We start from the raw sequence: 20,036 nt of genomic DNA, 5'->3' as shown, positions 1-20,036 counted from the left end.
AGGAAAATACTTCCTTTATTTTCTTTAAAATCATCTCATTTTCGAAAATAAAGGATATTTTTTCCTCTACTGTGTTCGATCTGCAATCCTCTGGCTTCTCACGAATAAGCTAGCTGTACTATTTCGCTAATGCGCAATTTGGAAATTTGCACCAGTTCCCTCACTGCTGAGACATCATTCCTGCATGATAGCCGGCAGTATATCCCGTTGCAAATGCCGCGGTAATGTTATAACCTCCAGTGTAGCCGTGGATATCGAGTACTTCACCGCAGAAAAACAGCCCTGGCATCAGCTTGGAGCCCATGCTTTTTGGGTCAATTTCTTTAAGTTGAACCCCTCCACCAGTTACAAATGCTTCCTCAAAAGGACGCGTTCCGGTCACTTGTATAGTAAAGCTCTTGAGTACGCCAATAAAAGCCATCCAAGGATCTTTTGGCAATTGCTCATATGTGGTATCACCCGAAAGGGAGGCGTGTTCAAACAGAATAGGTAGCAAGCGTTCCGGGATGGTTCCCTTGAGTACATTTTTGAGTGCTTTCTTGGGCTCGTTCGCCGCTAGACATCGCAATTGCTGCTCTAGCTCACCTTGAGATTGATCCGGGAATAAATCGATACTCATCGTTACTTCGGATACGTTGTTTTTCTTCTTTACACCTCGAATAAATCCGCTACAGCGGAGAGCGATGGGGCCGGATAGGCCGAAATGAGTGAAGATCATATCGCCTCTGTGGGAGATAACCGCCTTGCCCTTCGGACCCAGCACAGACAGCTTCACGTCACGCAGCGACAGACCTTGCAGCTCACGATTTACGATATATGGTTCTTTGGATATAATCGGAACTTCGGTTGGGTACAGCTCTGTAATGGTATGGCCTGCCGCAGTGGCCCAAGGATATCCATCGCCCGTTGATCCGGTATGTGGAACCGACTTGCCGCCTGTTGCAATCACGATTGCAGAGGCAGAAAACTGCTCTCCATTAAGCAGCTTCACTCCACGAACACCTTCCTCACCATACAGCACTTCTTTTACTGGATGATGGACAAGCAAATGAACACCAAGCGATCTGGCTTTGCCAATTAGAGCATCGACGACGGTTTTTGCTTTATCAGATACAGGGAACATCCGTCCATTGTCTTCTTCTTTCAGGGCAATACCCAGATTTTCGAAAAAGGCGATAATGTCGCGATTGCTGAACAGTGAAAAAGCGCTGTACAGAAATCTTCCCCCTCCAGGTATATAGGTAATGAGCTCATCAATTTCTTTAACATTGGTTACATTGCAGCGCCCGCCTCCTGAGACACCGAGCTTACGCCCAAGCTTGTCCCCTTTGTCGAGAAGAGCCACGTTAGCCCCTTGCTCTGCAGCTGCGATGGCAGCCATTAAGCCTGATGGGCCGCCTCCAATAACAATGACATCAAATTTTTTCATGTGAATTCCTTTCGCGTAGGTACTAATCTATAAATTATATTCTATATGATTTCCCGTGAAGTTGCTTTCCGTTCTTATGAATGTATAATTAAATATATCTTTTTGTGCGAAAAGTCGCTGTCAGTCAGGCAAGGCACATGAAGTCTAATTAATCTACATATTAAGGGGTGTATTTAAATGTCAATGTCATTTGATCAATATATGAGAGACATGATTCAACCGATGCGGGATGAATTAACTTCTCTGGGAATTCAGGAACTTCGGACTCCTGAAGAGGTGGAAGAAAAGCTTCCTACTGCTAAAGGAACTGCACTGGTTGTAGTGAACTCCGTATGCGGCTGTGCGGCAGGACAATGCCGTCCGGGCGTAGCGAAAGCGTTACAGCACGATTTGACTCCGGATCATCTGTACACTGTATTTGCTGGTCAGGACAAAGAAGCAACAGCTAAAGCGCGTGAATATTTTGCGCCATATCCACCATCTTCTCCTTCGATCGCGCTCATGAAGGACGGGGAGCTTGTCCATTTTATCGAACGCCATCAAGTTGAAGACCGTTCCGCTGAAGAAATTGCGGCTGATCTGACTAGCGCATTTGATCGTTTCTGCAGATAAGTAACTTCGCGGGGGAATGAAATATGAGCTTGCAGCAGGAGATCATTAGCCGTTTAGGTGTTAGACCTTCTATTCATGTAGAAGATGAAGTTCGGAAACGCGTAGATTTTCTTAAGGAATATGTAAAAAGCTCACGCACAACCGGACTTCTGATCGCTATTAGCGGAGGCATCGACAGCGCTGTAGCGGCAGGCCTATGCAAGAAAGCGACTGATGAATTGAGCCAGGAGACGGGCAATGAGTATATTACGCTTGGAGTCTTCCAGCCTTATGGTGAACAGGAGGATATCGAGCACAGCTATGAAGTGGCTCAAGCTTTTGCATTGTCCCATACGGTGGAGACGAATATCGAGGATACAGTGAATGAAATTGCACTTGAGGTTGAGTATGGACTCAAGAAGATCGGTCAATACCGGCATATGAGCCATCAAGGCAAGGGCAATGTCAAAGCGAGAACTCGCATGGTGGTTCAATATGCGCTGGCTTCCGAGCTTAACCTGCTTGTCGTGGGCACAGATCATGCTTCGGAAGCTGTTACAGGCTTTTATACCAAATGGGGAGACGGGGCGGTTGATATTACCCCGCTTAGCACCCTGAATAAACGTCAAATACGTCAGCTTGCTGCTTACCTTGGTGTACCGCAGAGCATACTTGATAAAGCCCCCACTGCCGGACTGTGGGCTGGTCAGACTGATGAGAAAGAGCTTGGCATCAGCTATGAAGACAATAGCGACTATCTGGAGGGTAAAGAGATCGATCTTGCTGTTAAACAACGGCTTGAAGCGATTTACAGCAAGACAGAGCATAAACGAAACCCGATTCCTGGCATCTAAAGAAAGCATTAACTATTACAATATGACTCTATTTCCTAGTTGTAGGTTAGAGTCTTTTTTCACATTGCTTAGAAAAAAAATCCAACAGGTGAATCTTTCTTGACCTTATATTCGTATACTTAGTAGCAGACTATGAATTAATACATACCAATGAAATGACTAGGAGGATTTGATTTGAAAAATTTGTTTACTATTTTTGTATCTCCGGAAAGTACTTTTAAAAGACTTAAAAGCAGTAAGCTAGCATGGTTAATAGGCATGATTGTGTTGATAGTTCTATCTTTGTTGGTGATTTACTTGCAAATGCCATTATTGGAACAAATGATGCTGGACGGTTTGAAGAGCAATGCTCAAATTTCTCCAGATACCTATGATTCGCTGATGTCAGCTAACAAAATAGGGATGTATCTGTCGGGTCCTATTACTTCGATCATTATGATATTTATTATTGGCCTTTTACTGCTGCTTTTGAATCTAATCGTTCGTGGCGAAGGGAAATATATGCAGTTTGTTACGATCGCTGTTTTTGCTGCATTGCCGGGTACGGTTGGCGATATTTTGACAGGAATTTTAATGAATGTTGCAGATGCTCAAGCGTTAACAGATGTAACGATCAGTCTTGGAACGCTGATTCAGGATAAGGGAAGCCTGTTGTATAAAGTATTGTCACTCACTAATCCGTTCAGCATTTGGACCTTGGTCTTATACATCATCGGTTCTTCCGTCATGATGAATCGTCCGAAGAAAAAGGTAGGGATATGGATCGTAATTTTTTGGTGTATCTTTTCGTTTGGTGCTTTAATTATCTTATAGACATTGGATAGGAGTGTTGGAGTTGTTTAAGAAGAAGTGGTTTATTGGGGTTCTATTGGGTGTAGTCATCGTTGTCTTTGTCCTTCTGAATTTTAGAAATGCAGGAAGCGCGGCCACAGTGAAGACAGCTGAAGTGACAGAAGGAAAAATCATAGAGCAAATCTATACAAATGGTAGATTAGAACCTCAGGAAACGAAAGTCGTTTTCTCTCCTGTTGGCGGAATCGTGCAGACGCTTCATGTTAAAGAGGGGGATTCGGTTACAAAAGGACAGCCTGTGTTAAAACTTAAGCTGGATTCCATAAAGGAGCAATTGGACAAAGAAAAGCTTGATATCGAGCTTACTGAAGCAGAACGACTTACAGCGAAAAAACAACATTTTGAAAAATTCAAAGAACTAATGTCGGATAATCCTGATCAGACTGTGGAGGAACTGGATCTTACGTCATATGATTTGCGCATTCGCAGAAGTCAATTGACCATCGCTTCCCTGGAGAAGCAGTTAAGTAACGGTACGGTATACGCCTCGGCTGACGGGATAGTGACTGAAGTGGCTGTAAAAGAGGGACAAATTATGCCTGAGGGAAGTCAAGTGATTTCTGTGGCTGATCTCTCATCATACAAGGTGAAGGCAAATTTGAATGAGATGGACGCAGGCAAGGTAGTCCTTGGGATGAAGGCGAAAGTAACAGGAGAATCCATAACAGATACGTATGAGGGGGAGGTCACTTATTTATCTCCAACCGCAATACTTAGTGACAAGACATCTAAGGATGCTACTGTTGGAATGGAAATAACGCTGGCAAATAAAGCAGCCGAGCTTCGTCCTGGCTATAATGTAACAATTGAAATGGAATTACCGGATAAAGATCGTGTTCTCGTCCCGATTACAGCTGTGAAATATGAAGGTGAAGAAGTTTACGTATTTAAGGTTGAGGGAGAAAAAGCTGTCAAGTCGATTGTAACCATCGGTAAAGAGGGTGAGGAGCAGGTTGAAATCGTCACCGGAGTGGCTAAAGGCGATAAAGTTGTAGTGGAAGGCGCTGAGAGTCTTCGTGATGGCGATAAGGTGAAAGTTCAATGATTACCTTGACTGATATTACTAAAGTTTATAAAAATGGACCGCTTGAGGTTCAGGCGCTAAGTCCTGTTAATCTGAAGGTAGAACGTGGAGAATTTGTAGCCATTATGGGCTCCTCGGGTTCAGGCAAATCCACGCTTATGAATATCATAGGCTGTCTGGATGTCCCGACATCAGGCAGCTACAATCTTGATGGAGAAGACGTCCACAAACTAAATGAAGATGAACTTTCCCGGGTACGGAACCAAAAGATAGGCTTTGTATTTCAAAGCTTTAATTTGCTGGGGCGGCAGACGGTTCTGCAAAATGTGACCCTTCCAATGATGTATGCGGGAATTTCCAGAGAAAAACGAAATGAGCGCGCACTTGATTTGCTTGCAAGAGTAGGTCTTGAAGGCAGGGTAAAGCATCGCCCAACAGAGCTGTCCGGGGGTCAGAAGCAGCGTGTAGCGATAGCCCGCGCCTTAACCATGAATGCGCCAATATTGTTAGCCGATGAACCGACTGGAAATCTGGATACCAAATCATCACATGAGATCATGGCCTTGTTTAAGCAAATTCATGAGGAAGGTACAACGATTGTCCTCGTTACGCATGAGCCTGATATTGCTGAGCATGCTGATCGTGTATTGCTGTTCGGTGATGGTAAGCTGCTCAAGGATACTCGCAAAGGAAGTGTGTATTCATGAGTATTTGGGAGAGTATACTAGTTGCATTAGCCAACCTGAGAATGAATAAATTGCGGTCTTTTCTAACGATGATCGGCATTGTATTCGGTGTTGCAGCTGTTGTTACTGTTGTATCGATCGGTCAATCAGGCCAATCTTCCATGATGTCGGAGTTGTCCAATTACAAAGACGGGTATTTTGTTGTATACAACAACTACTCAAATGGAGGGACTTCGGGCGATACAGAAATTCGACTGCGAGATTTACGCGAAGCAGCTAAAATACCAGGTGTCAGGTATGTCACTAGTGAGCTAACTGTTTCAATGTCCACTAAATTAAAGAATGAAAAGCTTCAGTTTTCTATCACAGCGACAACGGCCGATATGCCAAAAATGATGAATCTCGATATAGTAGCGGGCAGGTTTTTTAACTTGCAAGAGGAAAGAGGACGCCAGAAGGTTATTATTGTTGACAAGAAGTTTGCAGTAAAGGCATATGGTTCGGAAGCCAGTGCTATTGGTCGTAAGCTTGTGCTCTCAAGTGGTACTTTTCGGGTTATTGGCGTATATAAACAACAGGAGAGTATCATGAGCGGTATGCAGGGTGAACGGTATACAGGGTATGCTCCGCTACTTGCTATGCCTATGGGAGAGGATGGAGATAACTTTCGTTTAGGTATGATTGGTGGGCTGGCTGCAGTGCCAGATAATTTAGATAACACCGTTCAGGACGTTAAAGAATGGTTTGCCAAGAAAAAGAATACAGATGTCAGTCAATTTTTGTCTCAGACAGGAAAAGACGCAGAGCAGATGATAGCAAGCTCATTTGGCATTATGCAAATCATTATTGGCTCTATAGCAGGCATATCCTTGCTTGTCGGTGGAATCGGAGTCATGAATATTATGCTTGTTTCTGTCACAGAACGAACCAGAGAAATCGGGATTCGGAAAGCGATCGGAGCTACACCTGGAACCATCATGGTGCAATTTATGATCGAAGCTGTGATATTGTCTTTTATCGGCGGTACGATTGGGGCATTGTTCGGACTGTTATTAGCTTTTATATTTGCAATAGCTACCGGGTGGCCTTTCGTCGTGAGTATTTGGGCCATGGCACTCGCTTTCGGTTTCTCGGCTGCGGTTGGTATATTCTTCGGCTTATATCCGGCGAACAAAGCCTCCAAGCTGCATCCTATTGAATCTCTTCGTTATGAATAAAAATAAACAACCCGGAACGCTTGCTAAAGCGAACCGGGTTGTTTTGTATAGTGTTGGCTGTACATTTGCTAATTAACGCTGCGCTTTCACACTTACAGGCTGTACTGGAATATAGATATCAATTTGCTTGTCTTCCTGCGGCCAACAACGCTTATCATACCATTCAAAATCGGGAGCAGCTATTTGCTCATAACCTGAGGTCGGAAACCAGTTCGTATAGATATTATCCCAAGTGCTCTGAATGGATGCAACGAAATCACTTTGTCCAGTTGGAGGTGTTGTGAATATAGCATAGGTAGTTTCCGGTATCTCTAACTCGATCATCCCGTCCGGAACGGGAGTGCTTCGGTCAACTTCAAAGCCGATAGTATATTGGAAGCTTCCATCGGTATTCAACGACGAACAAATACCCAATTCAACATCAGGGCGGAGTTTACCCGGAATCTTGTAAGCTAATTGCTCTTTCATGTAGTTTTGCCAAAAGGCAGGAATTTCTGTGTTGTTACCTTCACTTGCAGCTGTAGTGATACTATAACCAATTACTCTCATTGCACGGAATTGTTCGATACGAGCATCCATTTGATACACTCTCCATTCATCGTTTTGTAGTCCAGCAAATACCTCTTTAGGTTGTGCGATCGGCACGAGGAAAGGCGGATGATCCAGCTTGCGGCAGGCAGAAGGCATCATTCCATACATTTTTCGAAAAGAACGTGTAAAGGATTCGTGGGACCCGAAGCCGCATTGAAGAGCGACATCGACTATTTTTAGATCACTATAAACTAGTGCTTCGGCTGCTTTGGACAGTCGTCTTTTTCGAATATAGGACGTAACCGTATCCCCAACCCAATACAGAAATGTTCGGTGAAAATGATACTCGGAATAATGTACCGCTTGAGCAACCTCTTTTAGTGTAAGATCTTCCCCAAGCCTCTCCTCGATGTATTCAATACTTTGCTGAATTACTGTAGAATTATTGTTCATGAACTTCCTCCAGACCGGTCATATTAGGAAGTATATAGTACTGGATGAATGGAATCTTGATCATTCTTGCTTTTGAGTAATCTTGGTAATAAAACATAGAGTTGCTTCGAGTGCTTCTGTCAATGGTGTGGTAGGTCCTTCGAATGGATGAACCGCTCCAAAGGTATGATTGCCGCCTGGTATTTGTATCCACTCTATATCGGGTCGAAGACTGACTAAATCCTCAGAGCCTTTGCGTAGTTTGGCACCATCCTCAGTACCTTGGATCAGTACAACAGGAAAGTCTCTGTGACGTGACAAACGACTGATGATATCATATCGTTCTTGCTGACGTTCAAGGTCCTCAATAATGATTACATCCAGCGGCATTTGTTGGTTTGTCCGCCCATTGAGTACATAGCTGCGGCCATTCCGGCGCATTTCTTCCTTTTGCGTATCGCTGAATAAATCAAGGTTCGTAACACCGTTCCAAGAGATAACCCCGCTTACTGACTCAGGATGATCCAGGGCGTAGACGAGGCTTACACCTGCACCGCGGCTATGGCCGATTAGAAAAAGCGGCAGGCTGCGAAGTTGTTCATCAGCTTGTAAGTAGTTAACGAGAGCATGGAGATCAGATAGTTCCTGATCGTAAGTATTTACCGCGAATTTTTCCAATTCCGTAAACTGCAGCGGATCGTCCCCAATCCCATTATGAGAAAAATTAAAAGCAATGACTTCGTGTGTACGGCTTAAAAACTCCGCAGCATAAGGGAACATTCCCCAATCCTTAAAGCCTTTATATCCGTGGGCAATGAGGACGAGCCCGATAGGGACATTGTTTTGGGCAGGATAACGTGTTGCCTTAATGACATTTTCTCCGTCCAGCTGAACCTGAAAATCAATCGACATACGTATATCATCCTTTCCTATATATAAAGTTATGAATTACTTGCACAATAGTAGCTCGTTTCATTATAGCATAGGCAGAACCGCAGGACTCGCTTCCAGAACTCTTCCCTGTTACAATGTGATTGGCATGTTTTCTTATAAATGCTCAGGTAATGTGAAGGAAGGGAATCTTCATGATTTTTGGAATTGGACATGATGTCGTTGAAATAGAACGGGTACGCGGTATGCTGGATAACAAGATTGGTAACAGAATGATTCAGAGAATTCTGACTCCTTCAGAACAAGGATTGCCGGGAGCTCAGTCGAGATCGGCAGAATTTGTGTCGGGTCGTTTTGCTGCCAAGGAAGCGATTAGCAAAGCATTCGGGTGCGGAATTGGACAGTTGTTAGGTTTTGCTGATATGGAAATCATGCCGGATGTCTTCGGCAAGCCTTCGGTTACAATTTCGTCGCAATCATGGGAACGACTAGGCATGGTTGAGCAGGAATTTGCCGTACATCTTAGTATTACGCATGAGCGGCATTTGGCTTCTGCTTTTGCAGTTGTGGAGAGAGTCAAATAAAGGAGAACATGATGCAGGAAAGTATAGAGAGTAAACATTTTTTCAGTACAGAATTGTTGAAGTGGTATGGTCGATCCAAAAGGGATTTACCCTGGAGAAGACAGCGAGATCCGTATTATATTTGGGTATCGGAGATTATGCTGCAGCAGACGAGGGTAGATACGGTAATTCCTTATTTTAATCGGTTTATCGAACGATTTCCTACCATTACGGATTTGGCGCAAGCTCCTGAGGAGGATGTGCTTAAATGCTGGGAAGGGTTAGGGTATTATTCAAGAGCTCGCAATCTGCAGACAGCGGCGCGTCAAGTTGTGGAGCGACACGGCGGTGTAGTTCCGAATGTAAAGTCAGATGTTGCTGCCCTCAAAGGGGTAGGACCATACACAACAGGTGCAATATTGAGCATTGCCTTTAATCAGCCGGAGCCGGCGGTGGATGGCAATGTAATGCGAGTACTGTCGAGATTTTTCTTAATCGAAGAAGATATTATGAAGCTGCGTACCAGAACCTTGATGGAGCAATTGGCTGCGGAGCTAATTCCTGAGGGACGCGCAGGAGACTTCAATCAGGCATTGATGGATTTTGGGGCCACGGTGTGTACGCCAAAGTCACCTCATTGTCTGACATGTCCAGTAATGGTTCATTGTGAGGCGAGGTTAGAGGGGGCGGAGGAGCGGCTGCCACTCAAAAGCAAGGCTAAGCCGCCGCGCCCCGAATATCATTTAGTCGCCTTAGTCGAAGGCGAAGGAGATCACGAGGGGCGCATTTTAGTTCGCCAGCGTCCAAATTCAGGGCTGCTCGCCCGCATGTGGGAGCTGCCATATATTCCGGCTGATGCTAAAGTGGGCGAAGGCGCAGGTCTGCCGGACGGTCCGGCGATGGATCGTCTTGCTGCAGCGCTAGCCGAAGCAGGAGTGTCAGCTAGACCCATCGAGCCCTTCATGAATGCAGAGCACACGTTCAGCCATATTCATTGGAATCTGAGGGTGTTCCGTTTTCAGGAAGCAGCAGAATTGATGGCTATGTTGGGTTTTGCAGCGGAAGCTAACGCTCAGTATGAAATAAATGCCGCAATTACAAAAGAATCTGATGAAGCGACACAGCAATATCGCTGGATTAATAGGGAGGATATGGCGGATTTGGCCTTTCCTAATGTGTTTCTTAGAATTCTTGATGAGTATTATAAGCAGAAATAGAAGGGGCCGTCTCATAGTCCCATGATGTGAGCGATAATCCCGGAATTGCTGGAAAATTGATGCAAAAGTGCAGGCTTTTATCGTGTAAATTGACTAAATGCCCTAAATTGATGCAAAAGTGCAGGCTTTCACTAAGTACTCGTTTCAAACTAGACTATTCTGCACTATATTCCTGCACTTTTGCAGGCTTTGGCTCATCCTATCCTGGCTACTTTTAAAAAAATGCATTTTTGCAGGTTTTCCCTGTTGCGTGCTTGTTCTGATCTGCGAAAAAAGAGGCGCCCCTCAAAGTTTACTTAGATGACTTTGAGGGACAGCCTCTTCTTTATTTTCATTAATCACCGATCATTCGATTCTCTACGTCTTTTTCGTTATTTTGCTGATCCGGTTCGCGATGGGTGTCTGGCGATATCTGACCGTGATCAACCGGAGTGTTGCCGCTGACACTGCGTGCGAAATTAGTGAATTCCGCCTTGTGCTGGTCAGCCTTATGTTTTAGCTTGAGTAACTCCTGCGGGTCATTTGTTAATTCATTTTGTTGATCCATAGTATGCCTGCTCCTTATTTATACGAAATTAAAAATGGAATGTTATTTATTTTTTGGCTGCTTCGTAACGTTTATTGACCTCATCCCAGTTGACGATATTCCAGAATGCGGCGATATAGTCGGGACGTTTATTTTGATATTTTAAATAATAGGCATGCTCCCATACGTCAAGACCGAGTATAGGCGTCAGACCTTCGGATAACGGGTTGTCCTGATTTGGCGTGCTTGTAACAGATAGCCTGCCATCCTTGCCTACAACAAGCCAGGCCCAGCCGCTACCAAAGCGAGATGCTGCAGCTTTCGCGAAATCCTCTTTAAACTTGTCAAACCCGCCAAGCTCAGTATCAATCGCATGTGCAAGAGATCCACTTGGTGTGCCTCCGCCTTTTGGATTAATAATTTTCCAGAAGAGACTGTGATTTGCATGTCCTCCGCCATTGTTGCGTACTGCAGTACGAATGCTCTCAGGTATACTGTTCAGATCTGAGATTAGCTCCTCTACACTTTTGTTTTGCAATTCTGGAGCCTGTTCCAGAGCAGTGTTGAGATTTGTTACGTAGGTGTTATGGTGACGATCATGGTGAATGTTCATGGTTTGTTCGTCAATATAAGGTTCCAGCGCATTTGCAGGGTAAGGTAGAGCAGGTAATTCGTGTGCCATGGTTATATTTTCCTCCTGATCCAATTGTCGTTCGTTGTAGAGTTTAATTTTATTAAAGAACAGAGATGGTTAACACTCCATTAACAAACCTATTATTGGAAAAAAAGAATGAAATAATGCATTGAATTTGCCAAAAATAGAAATTGTTTTTAAAAAATAAAATGTAACCGCTTAATATAAAGCGCTTTCAGAAGAAAAATGATGTATTCAGGAGATTTATATGGTTTAATGGACAAAGAAGAGGATTTTTCTCGTTTTTTGTCTGGATTCAATTGTTTGGTTAATGTAAAAAATTGAAGAAGTTTTTACATCAATCTATCTAGCTTAGAGAAAAGGGAGATCATTGCATGCGTATACGTTCCTTTCAGTTGAGTGATGCCAATCAAGTGATGGAGCTTTTGCAGCTTGCCTTATCGGAAGACTGCTACGAAGACACAAAGCGGGCTTTTGCCAGACAGTTGTCTTGGGACTCTGAACTAATTATGATTGCCGAAGTAGACGATGAAGTGATTGGTGTGCTGATTGGTACAATCGATCAAAATATGGGATGTATTTACCGTTTGGCGGTTCATCCAGAGTACCGTCGTCAAGGTGTAGGCAAAAACTTAATCGCCGGTATGGAGCAACGTTTTCAACATCGCAAAATTTATCGCATTTTTGTTGTTGGAGACGAGCATAACAAGGAGATTGCTCCGCTCTATGAAGCTATGGGCTACGGAGCAAGCAAGTTTCTGGAGGCTTTCCAGAAGCTGGGTATTGCAGCTGTACATTCAATGTCTTAATCTCAAGTTGCTATTTTATAGAGAATATATTAGATATCTCTGAGCATATCTGTCACCCGTTGCAAATGGGCGTTGGATATGCTTTTCTATATATTAGATACTTTGAGCGGAAAAAAGGGGTTTCATGGTAGAGTATGCAGAATTTGTGTTCTGGCCAATTACCAAGATCAGAGGTTTATAATGGAGGTATATGAGTGAAGGAAATTATGATTTATACCGATGGTGCTTGTTCAGGGAACCCGGGTCCAGGCGGATGGGGCGCTGTTTTATTATATAAGGGACATCGAAAAGAATTGTCAGGTGGAGAAAAGCATACGACGAATAATCGTATGGAGATTCAGGCGGTTATTTCAGCGTTAACCGAGCTCAAGGAGCCGTGTATCGCCAAGGTGTATAGTGATTCAGCGTATGTGGTGAACTGCTTTCAGCAGGGGTGGATTCGAGGCTGGCTTAAGAACGGCTGGAAGAATAGCAAGAATCAGCCTGTAGAGAACAAGGAATTGTGGCAGGAGCTTTGGCGCTTGATGGGAATACATCAGGTTGAGTATATAAAAGTTAAAGGTCATAGTGACAATGAGCTGAACAATCATTGCGACTTTTTGGCGCGTGAAGCGATCAAGCGTTTGTCTTAAATCAAACATCAAGGAGGGGACGGGATGGCGACAACAAAGAATGGCGCGGCTGGAAGCTTGGCCGGGAAACTGCCAATATGGGCCGAGCTTAAGCAGGAAATTGTAGCGATAGCACCGTCGCTCGGCATTGATGATATCGGGTTTGCTTCGGCGGACCCTTTTTTATCGTTAAAATCTATACTGCAGCAGCATCGTGAAAAGGGTCATGAATCAGGATTTGAGGAGCCCGATATTGAGAAACGGGTTCATCCAGAACTGTCATTGGAGCAACCTGCCTCATTAATCTCCATTGCGGTGGCATATCCGTCTAAGATGGACAACCCTCCCAAGTCAGAGCCAGGTAAGCGAAGAGGTATCCTTGCCAGATCGGCATGGGGACAAGATTACCATCATGTTCTAAGGGCAGCAATGGCTAAGCTTGAGGAATTTATTTTGAGCCGCGTTCCTGAGGCCAGGTTAGTTAACATGGTGGATACAGGAGCTTTAGTGGACCGGGCTGTAGCTGAACGAGCAGGGATTGGATTCAGCGGCAAAAACTGCGCGATAATCTCACCCAAATGGGGATCATGGATTTATCTCGGGGAGCTGATTACGAATATTCCCTTTCCTCCAGATACTCCGGTTACGGAGGGATGTGGCGAATGTACTAAATGTCTGGATGCGTGTCCAACAGGAGCGCTTATCGGGCCAGGGCAGCTTAATGCGCAACGATGTATTTCTTTTTTGACTCAGACCAAGGGTTTTCTGGAAGAGGAATTTATGCTGAAGATTGGCAATCGTCTGTATGGATGTGATACCTGCCAGATTGTTTGTCCTAAAAATAAAGGGAAGTCTTGGAATCACCGCCCTGAGCTTCAGCCAGAGCCGGAGGTTGCTAAACCGCTGCTCTTGCCGCTTTTGGATATGAGTAATCGAGAGTTTAAAGAGACCTTTGGTAGCAGTGCTGCCTCATGGAGAGGAAAAAAACCAATGCAGCGTAATGCTGTTATTGCGCTCGGGAACTTCAAAGATCGGGACTCCGTACCGAAATTAATAGATATAATGCAAAATGATCCGAGACCTGTCATGCGAGGAACAGCTGCTTGGTCATTAAGTCGGATTGGAGGGGAAGAAGCATTGGAGGCTATAAATAGAGCTATCGCGACTGAGCAGGATGCAGAGGTGCTTGGACGGTTACAAGCAGCTCAAGGGAAGTTGAAAGCGGCAGCAATCAAGGAAGATGCTGTGGTATTGAGCGAGGATCAAGTGCTTTATTATGATGAAATGGATTCGGTGATCGGTAAGCTGACTCTGGTAACCAGTACACGTGGCCTATGCCATATTGAATTTGGTCCCTATAGTGATTGTTCTGATGTCTTGAATCGTTGGATGCAGCGTTATTATAAGGGATCACAAATGGTAGCCTCCAAGGAGGCGTTGTCTACAGCTAACCAGCAGCTTAAAGAGTACTTTGCGGGTGAACGCAGGCAATTTGATCTGCGGCTGGATTTACAGGGGAGTGAGTTTCAGCGTAAGGTCTGGGACGCATTGCTAACCATTCCGTATGTTAAGACTGCTTCTTATAAGGATATAGCGGAGATGATAGGTCAACCTAAAGCTGTGCGGGCTGTTGGCGGAGCTAACAACAAAAACCCGATTCCTATCATTGTGCCATGCCACCGAGTCATCGGTTCTAACGGAAGCCTGGTCGGGTACGGAGGTGGACTTTCAATTAAAGAGAGTCTGCTGTCGCTTGAGCGGAATATGGAATATGGATCAGGACAAGATCAGTGAGTAATGCCTCAAGCTAGCATCCGCCGCCAAATCGCGAAATTCTTCCTTGCACTTTTGAATGAATTTAATAGCTATCAAGGGGGATAAGACATGAGATTCATGAGTGTAGAGGATATTGAACCAGGGCAATTGCTCGGCAGAACCGTATATTCTGCAAATGGAACAGTGCTGTTATCGGCAGGAGTACAGCTTACTGTATACATGATTAGTACATTGAAGCGCATTGGTGTGACCATGCTTTATATCAAAGATGCTGATTTTGAAGATGTTGAAATAGAAGATGTTATAAGTGAAGCTACAAAGCAGGCGGTTTTTCGTGAAATGAGCGAGACACTGGAATCGATCAGATCGGGCAAGGATTGGAGCACACGAAAAATTAGCACTAGTGTGGACACCCTTCTTACGGATGTGCTGAATAATAAGGAAGTACTGCTTCAGCTTACGGAAATCCGGACGGCGGATAATGCGGATTATATTCATGCGGTTAACGTATGTCTACTATCCTCAATGATCGGACTTAATATGGGGTTGAATTATTCGCAATTAAAAGATTTGGCGGTAGGGTCGCTTCTTCATGACATTGGAAAATCTATTTCTCTCCCAGACGATGCCGACAGGAATGATCCCAAAAATCATCATACATGGCGCGGATTTGAGTTATTAAAGCACAAACGGGAATTCAATCTCCTGATTGCCCATACTGCACTACAGCATCATGAACGATTGAATGGGAGCGGATTTCCGCGAGGTCTGGATCATGAGGCGATACATTTGTTCGCTAAAATTGTAGCGGTAGCCAACATGTACGATAATCTGATTGGCGGTGGGGGAACTGGCGAAGGACGTGCTATGCTTCCTCATGAGGCTTGTGAGAAGCTAATGGCTTCCTCAGAGCAGGAGCTGGATCATGAGGTATTAATTGAATTTACTAGAATTGTATCCGTATATCCTACCGGGACCTCAGTTCGATTATCTACCAAAGAAACCGGAGTCGTTGTAAGCCAGCATCGCGGATTGCCGGGAAGGCCGGTAGTTCGCGTCATTCGCGGGGCTGGAGAGGATATCGATGTGAAGGAAGTAGATTTGGCAAGAGAGACAACATTGTTTATTGAAGCTGTTCTTGCTTGAATCGCGTTAAAGTGAATGATATTATATGTTGAGTGTCCTAGCTGTTAGCGAATTGACACGGAGATTGTATACAGGGGTGGCTCATTGATATGGATATCGTAATTCCTATTATTACTTTAATCGTCGGTTTAGTCGGCGGATTTTTCATCGGTGTTGTTTATTTGCGTAAACAGCTTACGAAGATGCAGAATGATCCTCAAATGCTGCAAAAGATGGCTCAGCAAATGGGCTATAACCTGAACGGCAAACAAATGCAGCGTGCACAACAAATGATGAAGAATCAGGGCGGTAAAGTCAATCAAGCTGGAAAGAGCAAGAGAAAATAAAACTATTCAGATACAATTATTCTGGAAGGAGGAGGCGCTAGAATGTCAGGAGTTAAAGATTACGTAAACAAACAGGTTGGCGATAATCGTGAACGGATTGAGCATCATGTTCGCGAGATATTGAAGCTGATTGGTGAAGATGTAGAGCGTGAAGGACTCATTGAAACACCGGCACGGGTTACCCGTATGTATGAGGAAATTTTTGCAGGGTACGAGGTCGATCCCCATGATGTGCTTGGTGTTACGTTCGAAGAGAATCACGAAGAGCTTGTTATCGTGAAGGATATTGTATATTACAGCCAATGCGAACATCATATGGCGCCTTTCTTCGGCAAAGTGCACATTGGATACATTCCTAGCGGTAGAATTGCTGGACTTAGCAAATTGGCTCGTCTGGTAGAGGCAGTTACACGTAGACTTCAAGTTCAGGAGAGAATTACTAGCCAGATTGCCGACATTATGGATGAAGTACTGAAGCCGCAAGGTGTTATGGTCGTCGTTGAAGGTGAACATTTATGCATGTGCGCACGGGGCGTGAAAAAACCGGGAAGCAAGACAATCACGTCCGCTGTCCGGGGGAATTTCCGTACGGATGCTGCTTCAAGGGCTGAATTTATGTCGTTGATCAAGGGATAGAATAGTGTTAGTTCGTTTTAGTTAATAGTAGTAACGAATAAAGATTGAGGCCGACATCGATTTATATCGATGTCGGCCTTTTTTAATTTGGTGATAGGAGGGGAGAACCGGTCGGCGACGGAGCGACGGATTCCTGTACAGAAACTGAGGCGGAACCTCGGAACCTTAGGACCTCAGATTTCCAGAACCTCGTGGTTAAATAGATGCAAAAGTACATCTTTATTGTCATGATATAGGCGAAAGAGCAGAATACCTGCAATAATACATTTTTTTCAGACCGGAGGACTAGTTTTAAGCTGAAAGCTTAGAAATACATGTACTTTTGCAGGCTTTTTTCAAAAAATAGCGACTCTGAATGTAAATACATGTATTTTTGCAAGTATTTGGTTCGGTGTACACCGTCTCCAGAGGGAGAGACAAAATCTGTGCAGAAATCTTTCATGTAATATTATCTTACATATATCTTTACAATACATTATCCAGTCACTATAATAAGGAAATATAAACGATCATAAATTATCATTTAGAAACAAATAAGTTCACTCGTTGGTTGCTAGCCCGTTTTTCAGAGGGAAGGGAGATCATTTTATGCTGCAGCAAGAGCAACTTAAATCTAAATTGTTGGATTATATGAGCACTATTCGATTGTCTGGTTATGAATCGCGTATGGCCTACAAATTTAAGGGCGATTTATCAGCCTATGCTGACCAAGTGAAGATAGACAAGATGGGAAATGTAATTGGCACGATTGAAGGAACTGATTCGGAGGCTCCAAGTGTAATGGTTTTTGCGCATATGGATGTTATCGGCTTTGTGATCAGTTGTATCGAACCGGATGGTTTTCTGCGATTTGATCGTGTTGGCGGGATTTCGGAGAAAATCGTGCAAGGTAAGGCGGTCGTGGTAGGGAGTGAGATGGGCGAATATTATCCGGGGATCATTGCTGCTAAATCCTATCACGGCCAGACGCCAGAAGACAAATCGAAGGTAGACTCCTTCAACTCTTTGTTTGTCGATATAGGGGCAAGGAGTGTTAAGGAAGTGAATGATCTCGGAATTTTCGTGGGTTGTCCCATTACATTCGCTCCATATTACGCTGAGTTGTTAAATGATCGTATTGCCGGAGCTTATCTGGATGATGCGACAGGTCTAACCAATCTTCTTCAGATTGCTGCAGTCTTATCCGATGACAGACCACGCTGCACGGTTCATCTCGTAGGAACTGTAATGGAAGAATTTAATGCAAGAGGCGCGATGATGGCGGCCCGTACTGTGAAGACGGATATGGCAATCTGTTTGCTTAGTCCTGGCGCAGGTGATACACCGGATCAGAAAAGTGTAAACAATATTGTGCTTGGTGGCGGGCCTGGAGTTACGATGTTTAATTTTCACGGCAAGGGTACATTGAATGGAAATATTGTACATCAGGGGATGTATCAATTATTGAAAAAAACGGCCGAGGAACAGGGTATTCCACTCCAACGCTGTGCCGCAAGAGGAGCTTTGTCAGATACCGCTTATTTGCAGCTTGAGAATGAAGGAATTCCTTGTCTGGATATGGGGACGCCTGACCGTTACAGTCACTCTCCTATGGAAATATGCGATTTAAAGGATTTGGAGATGGTAGGTCTATTAGTAGCTGCATTTTTGAATTCTGTCGATCGCAATTTCAACCTGAACCGCTATTAGTAGATGATGCAGACAGAAGGGGAGGATGAGCTTGGTTAGAGATGTTCTAATGGGAATTGACGGAGGGACCGGGAGTATTCGAGTGGGACTTTATGATCTTAAGGGTAGTCCGCTTGGTTTTGCAGCTACCGAATATAATACAAAGCATATTCATACTGGGTGGGCCGAGCAATCTCCAGATGATTGGTGGCAAGCTTTGAAAGAGAGTATCGGCACAGTTCTTGCCTCGACAGGAATTTCAAAGGATAGAATACTTGGGCTAAGTACGACGACAACAAGCTGTAGTGTGGTGCTTAGCATGAAGGATGGCACGCCGGTTAGGGATTGCCTGATTTGGATGGATGTCAGAGCGGCCCAAGAGGTTGTTGATATTGCTGAATTAACAGGCTCGAAGTTATCGGCAGAATGGATGCCTGGCAAGCTGTTGTGGCTGAAACGGCATGAGTGTAATAACTATGATCGGGCTGAGGTTTTTTGCGAATATCAGGATTGGATGACTTTCAAGCTAACGGGCAAGTGGTCTATCAATATCAATAATTCCTGCAACTGGGGATATAATGCTCGTGAAAAAGGATTTGCAGAAGAGTTCTATCGGAAAATCGGGCTGGAGGAAGCTGTATCGAAGTTTCCTGGTGATCATGTATTTACAGTCGGGGATAACATCGGGATGCTAACTAAAGAAGCGGCCGATGATCTGGGGCTTGACTGCCATACCATTGTTGCTCAAGGAGGCATCGACTCGTCCATCGGTGTTCTTGGCATGGGTGTATACGAACCTGGAAGAATCGCATTAATTACCGGTTCCTCCAATCTGGCGATGGCGCTAACAGAAGAGCCGTTGTTCAATGAGGGAAAGATCAACACTGGACCCGATAATTTGATACAGGGTTACTATACCTCTTACCAGGGGCAGGTCTCATCAGGTTCTATTCTAAGCTGGTTTAAGAGGGAGTTTTGCAGAGATCTTGAGCTAGAAGGGGTCTCTGTGTACGATTATTTGAATAAGGAAGCAGAGAATCTCCCCATTGGTTCAGAGGGGTTAATTGCACTAGATTATTGGCAAGGCAATCGTCATCCTTATTTGGATTCTAAAGTCAGAGGCATGTTCTATGGCTTGTCGCTGCATCATACTCGGGCCCATATGTACCGTGCGTTGATGGAGGGGATCGCCTATGGCACGGAGAATTTGCTGGTGCAGTTCAGGGAAAATGGCTTCGAGGTGAAAGAAATCAATATCGCCGGCGGGACTACAAATTCAGATTTGTATTTGCAAATTCATGCGGATGTGAGCAACGTCATCGTGAATGTTCCTTCTGAACCACAGGCGCCGTGCTTGGGGGCTGCGATTTGTGTTGCAACGGCTGTCGGGGAATATCCGGGTCTGAGGGAAGCGGTTCAAGAGATGGTGACCTTTGACAAGGTGATTAAGCCGAACCCTGACAATCATGCTCGCTACAAACGATTCTTTGAGCAATATCGCAAAATTTATCCTACCTTTAAAGACTGGATGCATGAGACTACTGATCTTTATTTGAATGCATAATCTTACATTCTGAATTTTCATTTTAATAGATG

Annotated in this window: 21 protein-coding genes; 16 read left to right on the top strand and 5 right to left on the bottom strand. The window is 44.4% G+C overall.

Features of this window, described 5'->3' with window-relative positions:
* Window positions 1-160 precede the first annotated feature (160 nt).
* Window positions 161-1,429 (bottom strand): BaiN/RdsA family NAD(P)/FAD-dependent oxidoreductase, encoded by a 1,269-nt coding sequence (locus BLS49_RS17400; RefSeq protein WP_091233515.1) that lies wholly within the window; start codon window positions 1,427-1,429, stop codon window positions 161-163.
* Window positions 1,430-1,606: 177 nt separating this feature from the next.
* On the opposite strand from BLS49_RS17400, the gene BLS49_RS17395 reads away from it, so the two are divergent.
* The 6 genes from BLS49_RS17395 (at window position 1,607) to BLS49_RS17370 (ending at window position 6,653) form a co-directional block, all read left to right on the top strand.
* Window positions 1,607-2,041 carry a BrxA/BrxB family bacilliredoxin gene (locus tag BLS49_RS17395; RefSeq protein WP_091233511.1) on the top strand — a complete coding sequence of 145 codons (435 nt, stop codon included), beginning with the start codon at window positions 1,607-1,609 and terminating at the stop codon, window positions 2,039-2,041.
* A gap of 23 nt (window positions 2,042-2,064) precedes the next feature.
* Window positions 2,065-2,874, top strand: coding sequence for an ammonia-dependent NAD(+) synthetase (gene nadE, locus BLS49_RS17390; RefSeq protein ID WP_091233505.1), 810 nt, complete (start codon window positions 2,065-2,067; stop codon window positions 2,872-2,874).
* A 174-nt stretch (window positions 2,875-3,048) separates the two neighbouring features.
* Window positions 3,049-3,687 carry a YIP1 family protein gene (locus BLS49_RS17385; protein ID WP_091233502.1) on the top strand — a complete coding sequence of 213 codons (639 nt, stop codon included), beginning with the start codon at window positions 3,049-3,051 and terminating at the stop codon, window positions 3,685-3,687.
* Window positions 3,688-3,700: 13 nt separating this feature from the next.
* Window positions 3,701-4,771, top strand: coding sequence for an efflux RND transporter periplasmic adaptor subunit (locus BLS49_RS17380; protein WP_245742535.1), 1,071 nt, complete (start codon window positions 3,701-3,703; stop codon window positions 4,769-4,771).
* Window positions 4,768-5,457 (top strand): ABC transporter ATP-binding protein, encoded by a 690-nt coding sequence (locus BLS49_RS17375; RefSeq protein WP_091233498.1) that lies wholly within the window; start codon window positions 4,768-4,770, stop codon window positions 5,455-5,457. Before BLS49_RS17380 ends, BLS49_RS17375 begins: the two co-directional genes overlap by 4 nt.
* Window positions 5,454-6,653 (top strand): ABC transporter permease, encoded by a 1,200-nt coding sequence (locus BLS49_RS17370; protein ID WP_091233496.1) that lies wholly within the window; start codon window positions 5,454-5,456, stop codon window positions 6,651-6,653. The genes BLS49_RS17375 and BLS49_RS17370 overlap by 4 nt, the downstream gene beginning before the upstream one ends.
* A 72-nt stretch (window positions 6,654-6,725) precedes the next feature.
* Here BLS49_RS17370 and BLS49_RS17365 read toward each other — a convergent pair whose 3' ends face one another.
* Together BLS49_RS17365 and BLS49_RS17360 are read right to left on the bottom strand one after the other, a co-directional pair.
* The gene (locus tag BLS49_RS17365; protein ID WP_091233493.1) at window positions 6,726-7,637 is read right to left on the bottom strand and encodes an AraC family transcriptional regulator; all 912 of its coding nucleotides are present in this window, start codon (window positions 7,635-7,637) and stop codon (window positions 6,726-6,728) included.
* A 60-nt stretch (window positions 7,638-7,697) separates the two neighbouring features.
* The gene (locus BLS49_RS17360) at window positions 7,698-8,528 is read right to left on the bottom strand and encodes an alpha/beta hydrolase family protein (RefSeq protein WP_091233491.1); all 831 of its coding nucleotides are present in this window, start codon (window positions 8,526-8,528) and stop codon (window positions 7,698-7,700) included.
* 173 nt (window positions 8,529-8,701) lie between these two features.
* Between BLS49_RS17360 and acpS the strand changes: the two genes are divergently transcribed.
* Window positions 8,702-9,091 (top strand): holo-ACP synthase, encoded by a 390-nt coding sequence (gene acpS / locus BLS49_RS17355; protein WP_091233488.1) that lies wholly within the window; start codon window positions 8,702-8,704, stop codon window positions 9,089-9,091.
* An 8-nt stretch (window positions 9,092-9,099) separates the two neighbouring features.
* A complete protein-coding gene (gene mutY, locus BLS49_RS17350) occupies window positions 9,100-10,287 on the top strand; it encodes an A/G-specific adenine glycosylase (protein WP_091233484.1) in 1,188 nt (395 codons plus the stop codon).
* Between the two features lie 334 nt (window positions 10,288-10,621).
* On the opposite strand, the gene BLS49_RS17345 is transcribed toward mutY, so the two are convergent.
* On the bottom strand, window positions 10,622-10,834 hold the full coding sequence (locus BLS49_RS17345; protein WP_091233481.1) for a hypothetical protein: 213 nt from the start codon (window positions 10,832-10,834) through the stop codon (window positions 10,622-10,624).
* A gap of 46 nt (window positions 10,835-10,880) precedes the next feature.
* The gene (locus BLS49_RS17340) at window positions 10,881-11,495 is read right to left on the bottom strand and encodes a superoxide dismutase (RefSeq protein ID WP_091233478.1); all 615 of its coding nucleotides are present in this window, start codon (window positions 11,493-11,495) and stop codon (window positions 10,881-10,883) included.
* A 347-nt stretch (window positions 11,496-11,842) separates the two neighbouring features.
* On the opposite strand from BLS49_RS17340, the gene BLS49_RS17335 reads away from it, so the two are divergent.
* The 8 genes from BLS49_RS17335 (at window position 11,843) to BLS49_RS17300 (ending at window position 20,004) form a co-directional block, all read left to right on the top strand.
* The gene (locus tag BLS49_RS17335) at window positions 11,843-12,277 is read left to right on the top strand and encodes a GNAT family N-acetyltransferase (protein WP_091233473.1); all 435 of its coding nucleotides are present in this window, start codon (window positions 11,843-11,845) and stop codon (window positions 12,275-12,277) included.
* 194 nt (window positions 12,278-12,471) lie between these two features.
* Window positions 12,472-12,909: a ribonuclease HI gene (gene rnhA, locus BLS49_RS17330; protein WP_091233470.1), complete on the top strand. Its 438-nt coding sequence runs from the start codon at window positions 12,472-12,474 to the stop codon at window positions 12,907-12,909.
* Between the two features lie 24 nt (window positions 12,910-12,933).
* A complete protein-coding gene (gene queG, locus BLS49_RS17325) occupies window positions 12,934-14,682 on the top strand; it encodes a tRNA epoxyqueuosine(34) reductase QueG (RefSeq protein ID WP_091233466.1) in 1,749 nt (582 codons plus the stop codon).
* Between the two features lie 90 nt (window positions 14,683-14,772).
* Window positions 14,773-15,810 (top strand): HD-GYP domain-containing protein, encoded by a 1,038-nt coding sequence (locus tag BLS49_RS17320; RefSeq protein WP_091233463.1) that lies wholly within the window; start codon window positions 14,773-14,775, stop codon window positions 15,808-15,810.
* A gap of 89 nt (window positions 15,811-15,899) precedes the next feature.
* The gene (locus BLS49_RS17315) at window positions 15,900-16,136 is read left to right on the top strand and encodes a YneF family protein (RefSeq protein WP_091233459.1); all 237 of its coding nucleotides are present in this window, start codon (window positions 15,900-15,902) and stop codon (window positions 16,134-16,136) included.
* Between the two features lie 42 nt (window positions 16,137-16,178).
* Window positions 16,179-16,772, top strand: a complete 594-nt coding sequence (folE, locus tag BLS49_RS17310; RefSeq protein ID WP_091233456.1) for a GTP cyclohydrolase I FolE — start codon at window positions 16,179-16,181, stop codon at window positions 16,770-16,772.
* 588 nt (window positions 16,773-17,360) lie between these two features.
* Window positions 17,361-18,461: a M42 family metallopeptidase gene (locus tag BLS49_RS17305; protein WP_091233453.1), complete on the top strand. Its 1,101-nt coding sequence runs from the start codon at window positions 17,361-17,363 to the stop codon at window positions 18,459-18,461.
* A gap of 25 nt (window positions 18,462-18,486) precedes the next feature.
* Window positions 18,487-20,004, top strand: a complete 1,518-nt coding sequence (locus BLS49_RS17300) for an FGGY-family carbohydrate kinase (protein ID WP_245742526.1) — start codon at window positions 18,487-18,489, stop codon at window positions 20,002-20,004.
* The last annotated feature ends 32 nt before the right edge of the window (window positions 20,005-20,036 follow it).

It is taken from the genome of Fontibacillus panacisegetis, assembly GCF_900102215.1.
GTDB classification, from domain to species: domain Bacteria; phylum Bacillota; class Bacilli; order Paenibacillales; family Paenibacillaceae; genus Fontibacillus; species Fontibacillus panacisegetis.
Note: the sequence above shows the minus strand (reverse complement) of the source record. Positions and strands in the feature narration are given on the sequence as shown.

Coding starts and splice junctions, on each gene's coding strand:
- folE (WP_091233456.1), top strand. CDS start 16,179: ATGTCAGGAGTTAAAGATTACGTAAACAAACAGGTTGGCGATAATCGT.
- queG (WP_091233466.1), top strand. CDS start 12,934: ATGGCGACAACAAAGAATGGCGCGGCTGGAAGCTTGGCCGGGAAACTG.
- BLS49_RS17375 (WP_091233498.1), top strand. CDS start 4,768: ATGATTACCTTGACTGATATTACTAAAGTTTATAAAAATGGACCGCTT.
- BLS49_RS17400 (WP_091233515.1), bottom strand. CDS start 1,429: ATGAAAAAATTTGATGTCATTGTTATTGGAGGCGGCCCATCAGGCTTA.
- BLS49_RS17300 (WP_245742526.1), top strand. CDS start 18,487: ATGAGCTTGGTTAGAGATGTTCTAATGGGAATTGACGGAGGGACCGGG.
- BLS49_RS17335 (WP_091233473.1), top strand. CDS start 11,843: ATGCGTATACGTTCCTTTCAGTTGAGTGATGCCAATCAAGTGATGGAG.
- acpS (WP_091233488.1), top strand. CDS start 8,702: ATGATTTTTGGAATTGGACATGATGTCGTTGAAATAGAACGGGTACGC.
- BLS49_RS17360 (WP_091233491.1), bottom strand. CDS start 8,528: ATGTCGATTGATTTTCAGGTTCAGCTGGACGGAGAAAATGTCATTAAG.
- BLS49_RS17320 (WP_091233463.1), top strand. CDS start 14,773: ATGAGATTCATGAGTGTAGAGGATATTGAACCAGGGCAATTGCTCGGC.
- BLS49_RS17395 (WP_091233511.1), top strand. CDS start 1,607: ATGTCAATGTCATTTGATCAATATATGAGAGACATGATTCAACCGATG.
- BLS49_RS17365 (WP_091233493.1), bottom strand. CDS start 7,637: ATGAACAATAATTCTACAGTAATTCAGCAAAGTATTGAATACATCGAG.
- mutY (WP_091233484.1), top strand. CDS start 9,100: ATGATGCAGGAAAGTATAGAGAGTAAACATTTTTTCAGTACAGAATTG.
- BLS49_RS17340 (WP_091233478.1), bottom strand. CDS start 11,495: ATGGCACACGAATTACCTGCTCTACCTTACCCTGCAAATGCGCTGGAA.
- nadE (WP_091233505.1), top strand. CDS start 2,065: ATGAGCTTGCAGCAGGAGATCATTAGCCGTTTAGGTGTTAGACCTTCT.
- BLS49_RS17305 (WP_091233453.1), top strand. CDS start 17,361: ATGCTGCAGCAAGAGCAACTTAAATCTAAATTGTTGGATTATATGAGC.
- BLS49_RS17315 (WP_091233459.1), top strand. CDS start 15,900: ATGGATATCGTAATTCCTATTATTACTTTAATCGTCGGTTTAGTCGGC.
- BLS49_RS17345 (WP_091233481.1), bottom strand. CDS start 10,834: ATGGATCAACAAAATGAATTAACAAATGACCCGCAGGAGTTACTCAAG.
- BLS49_RS17370 (WP_091233496.1), top strand. CDS start 5,454: ATGAGTATTTGGGAGAGTATACTAGTTGCATTAGCCAACCTGAGAATG.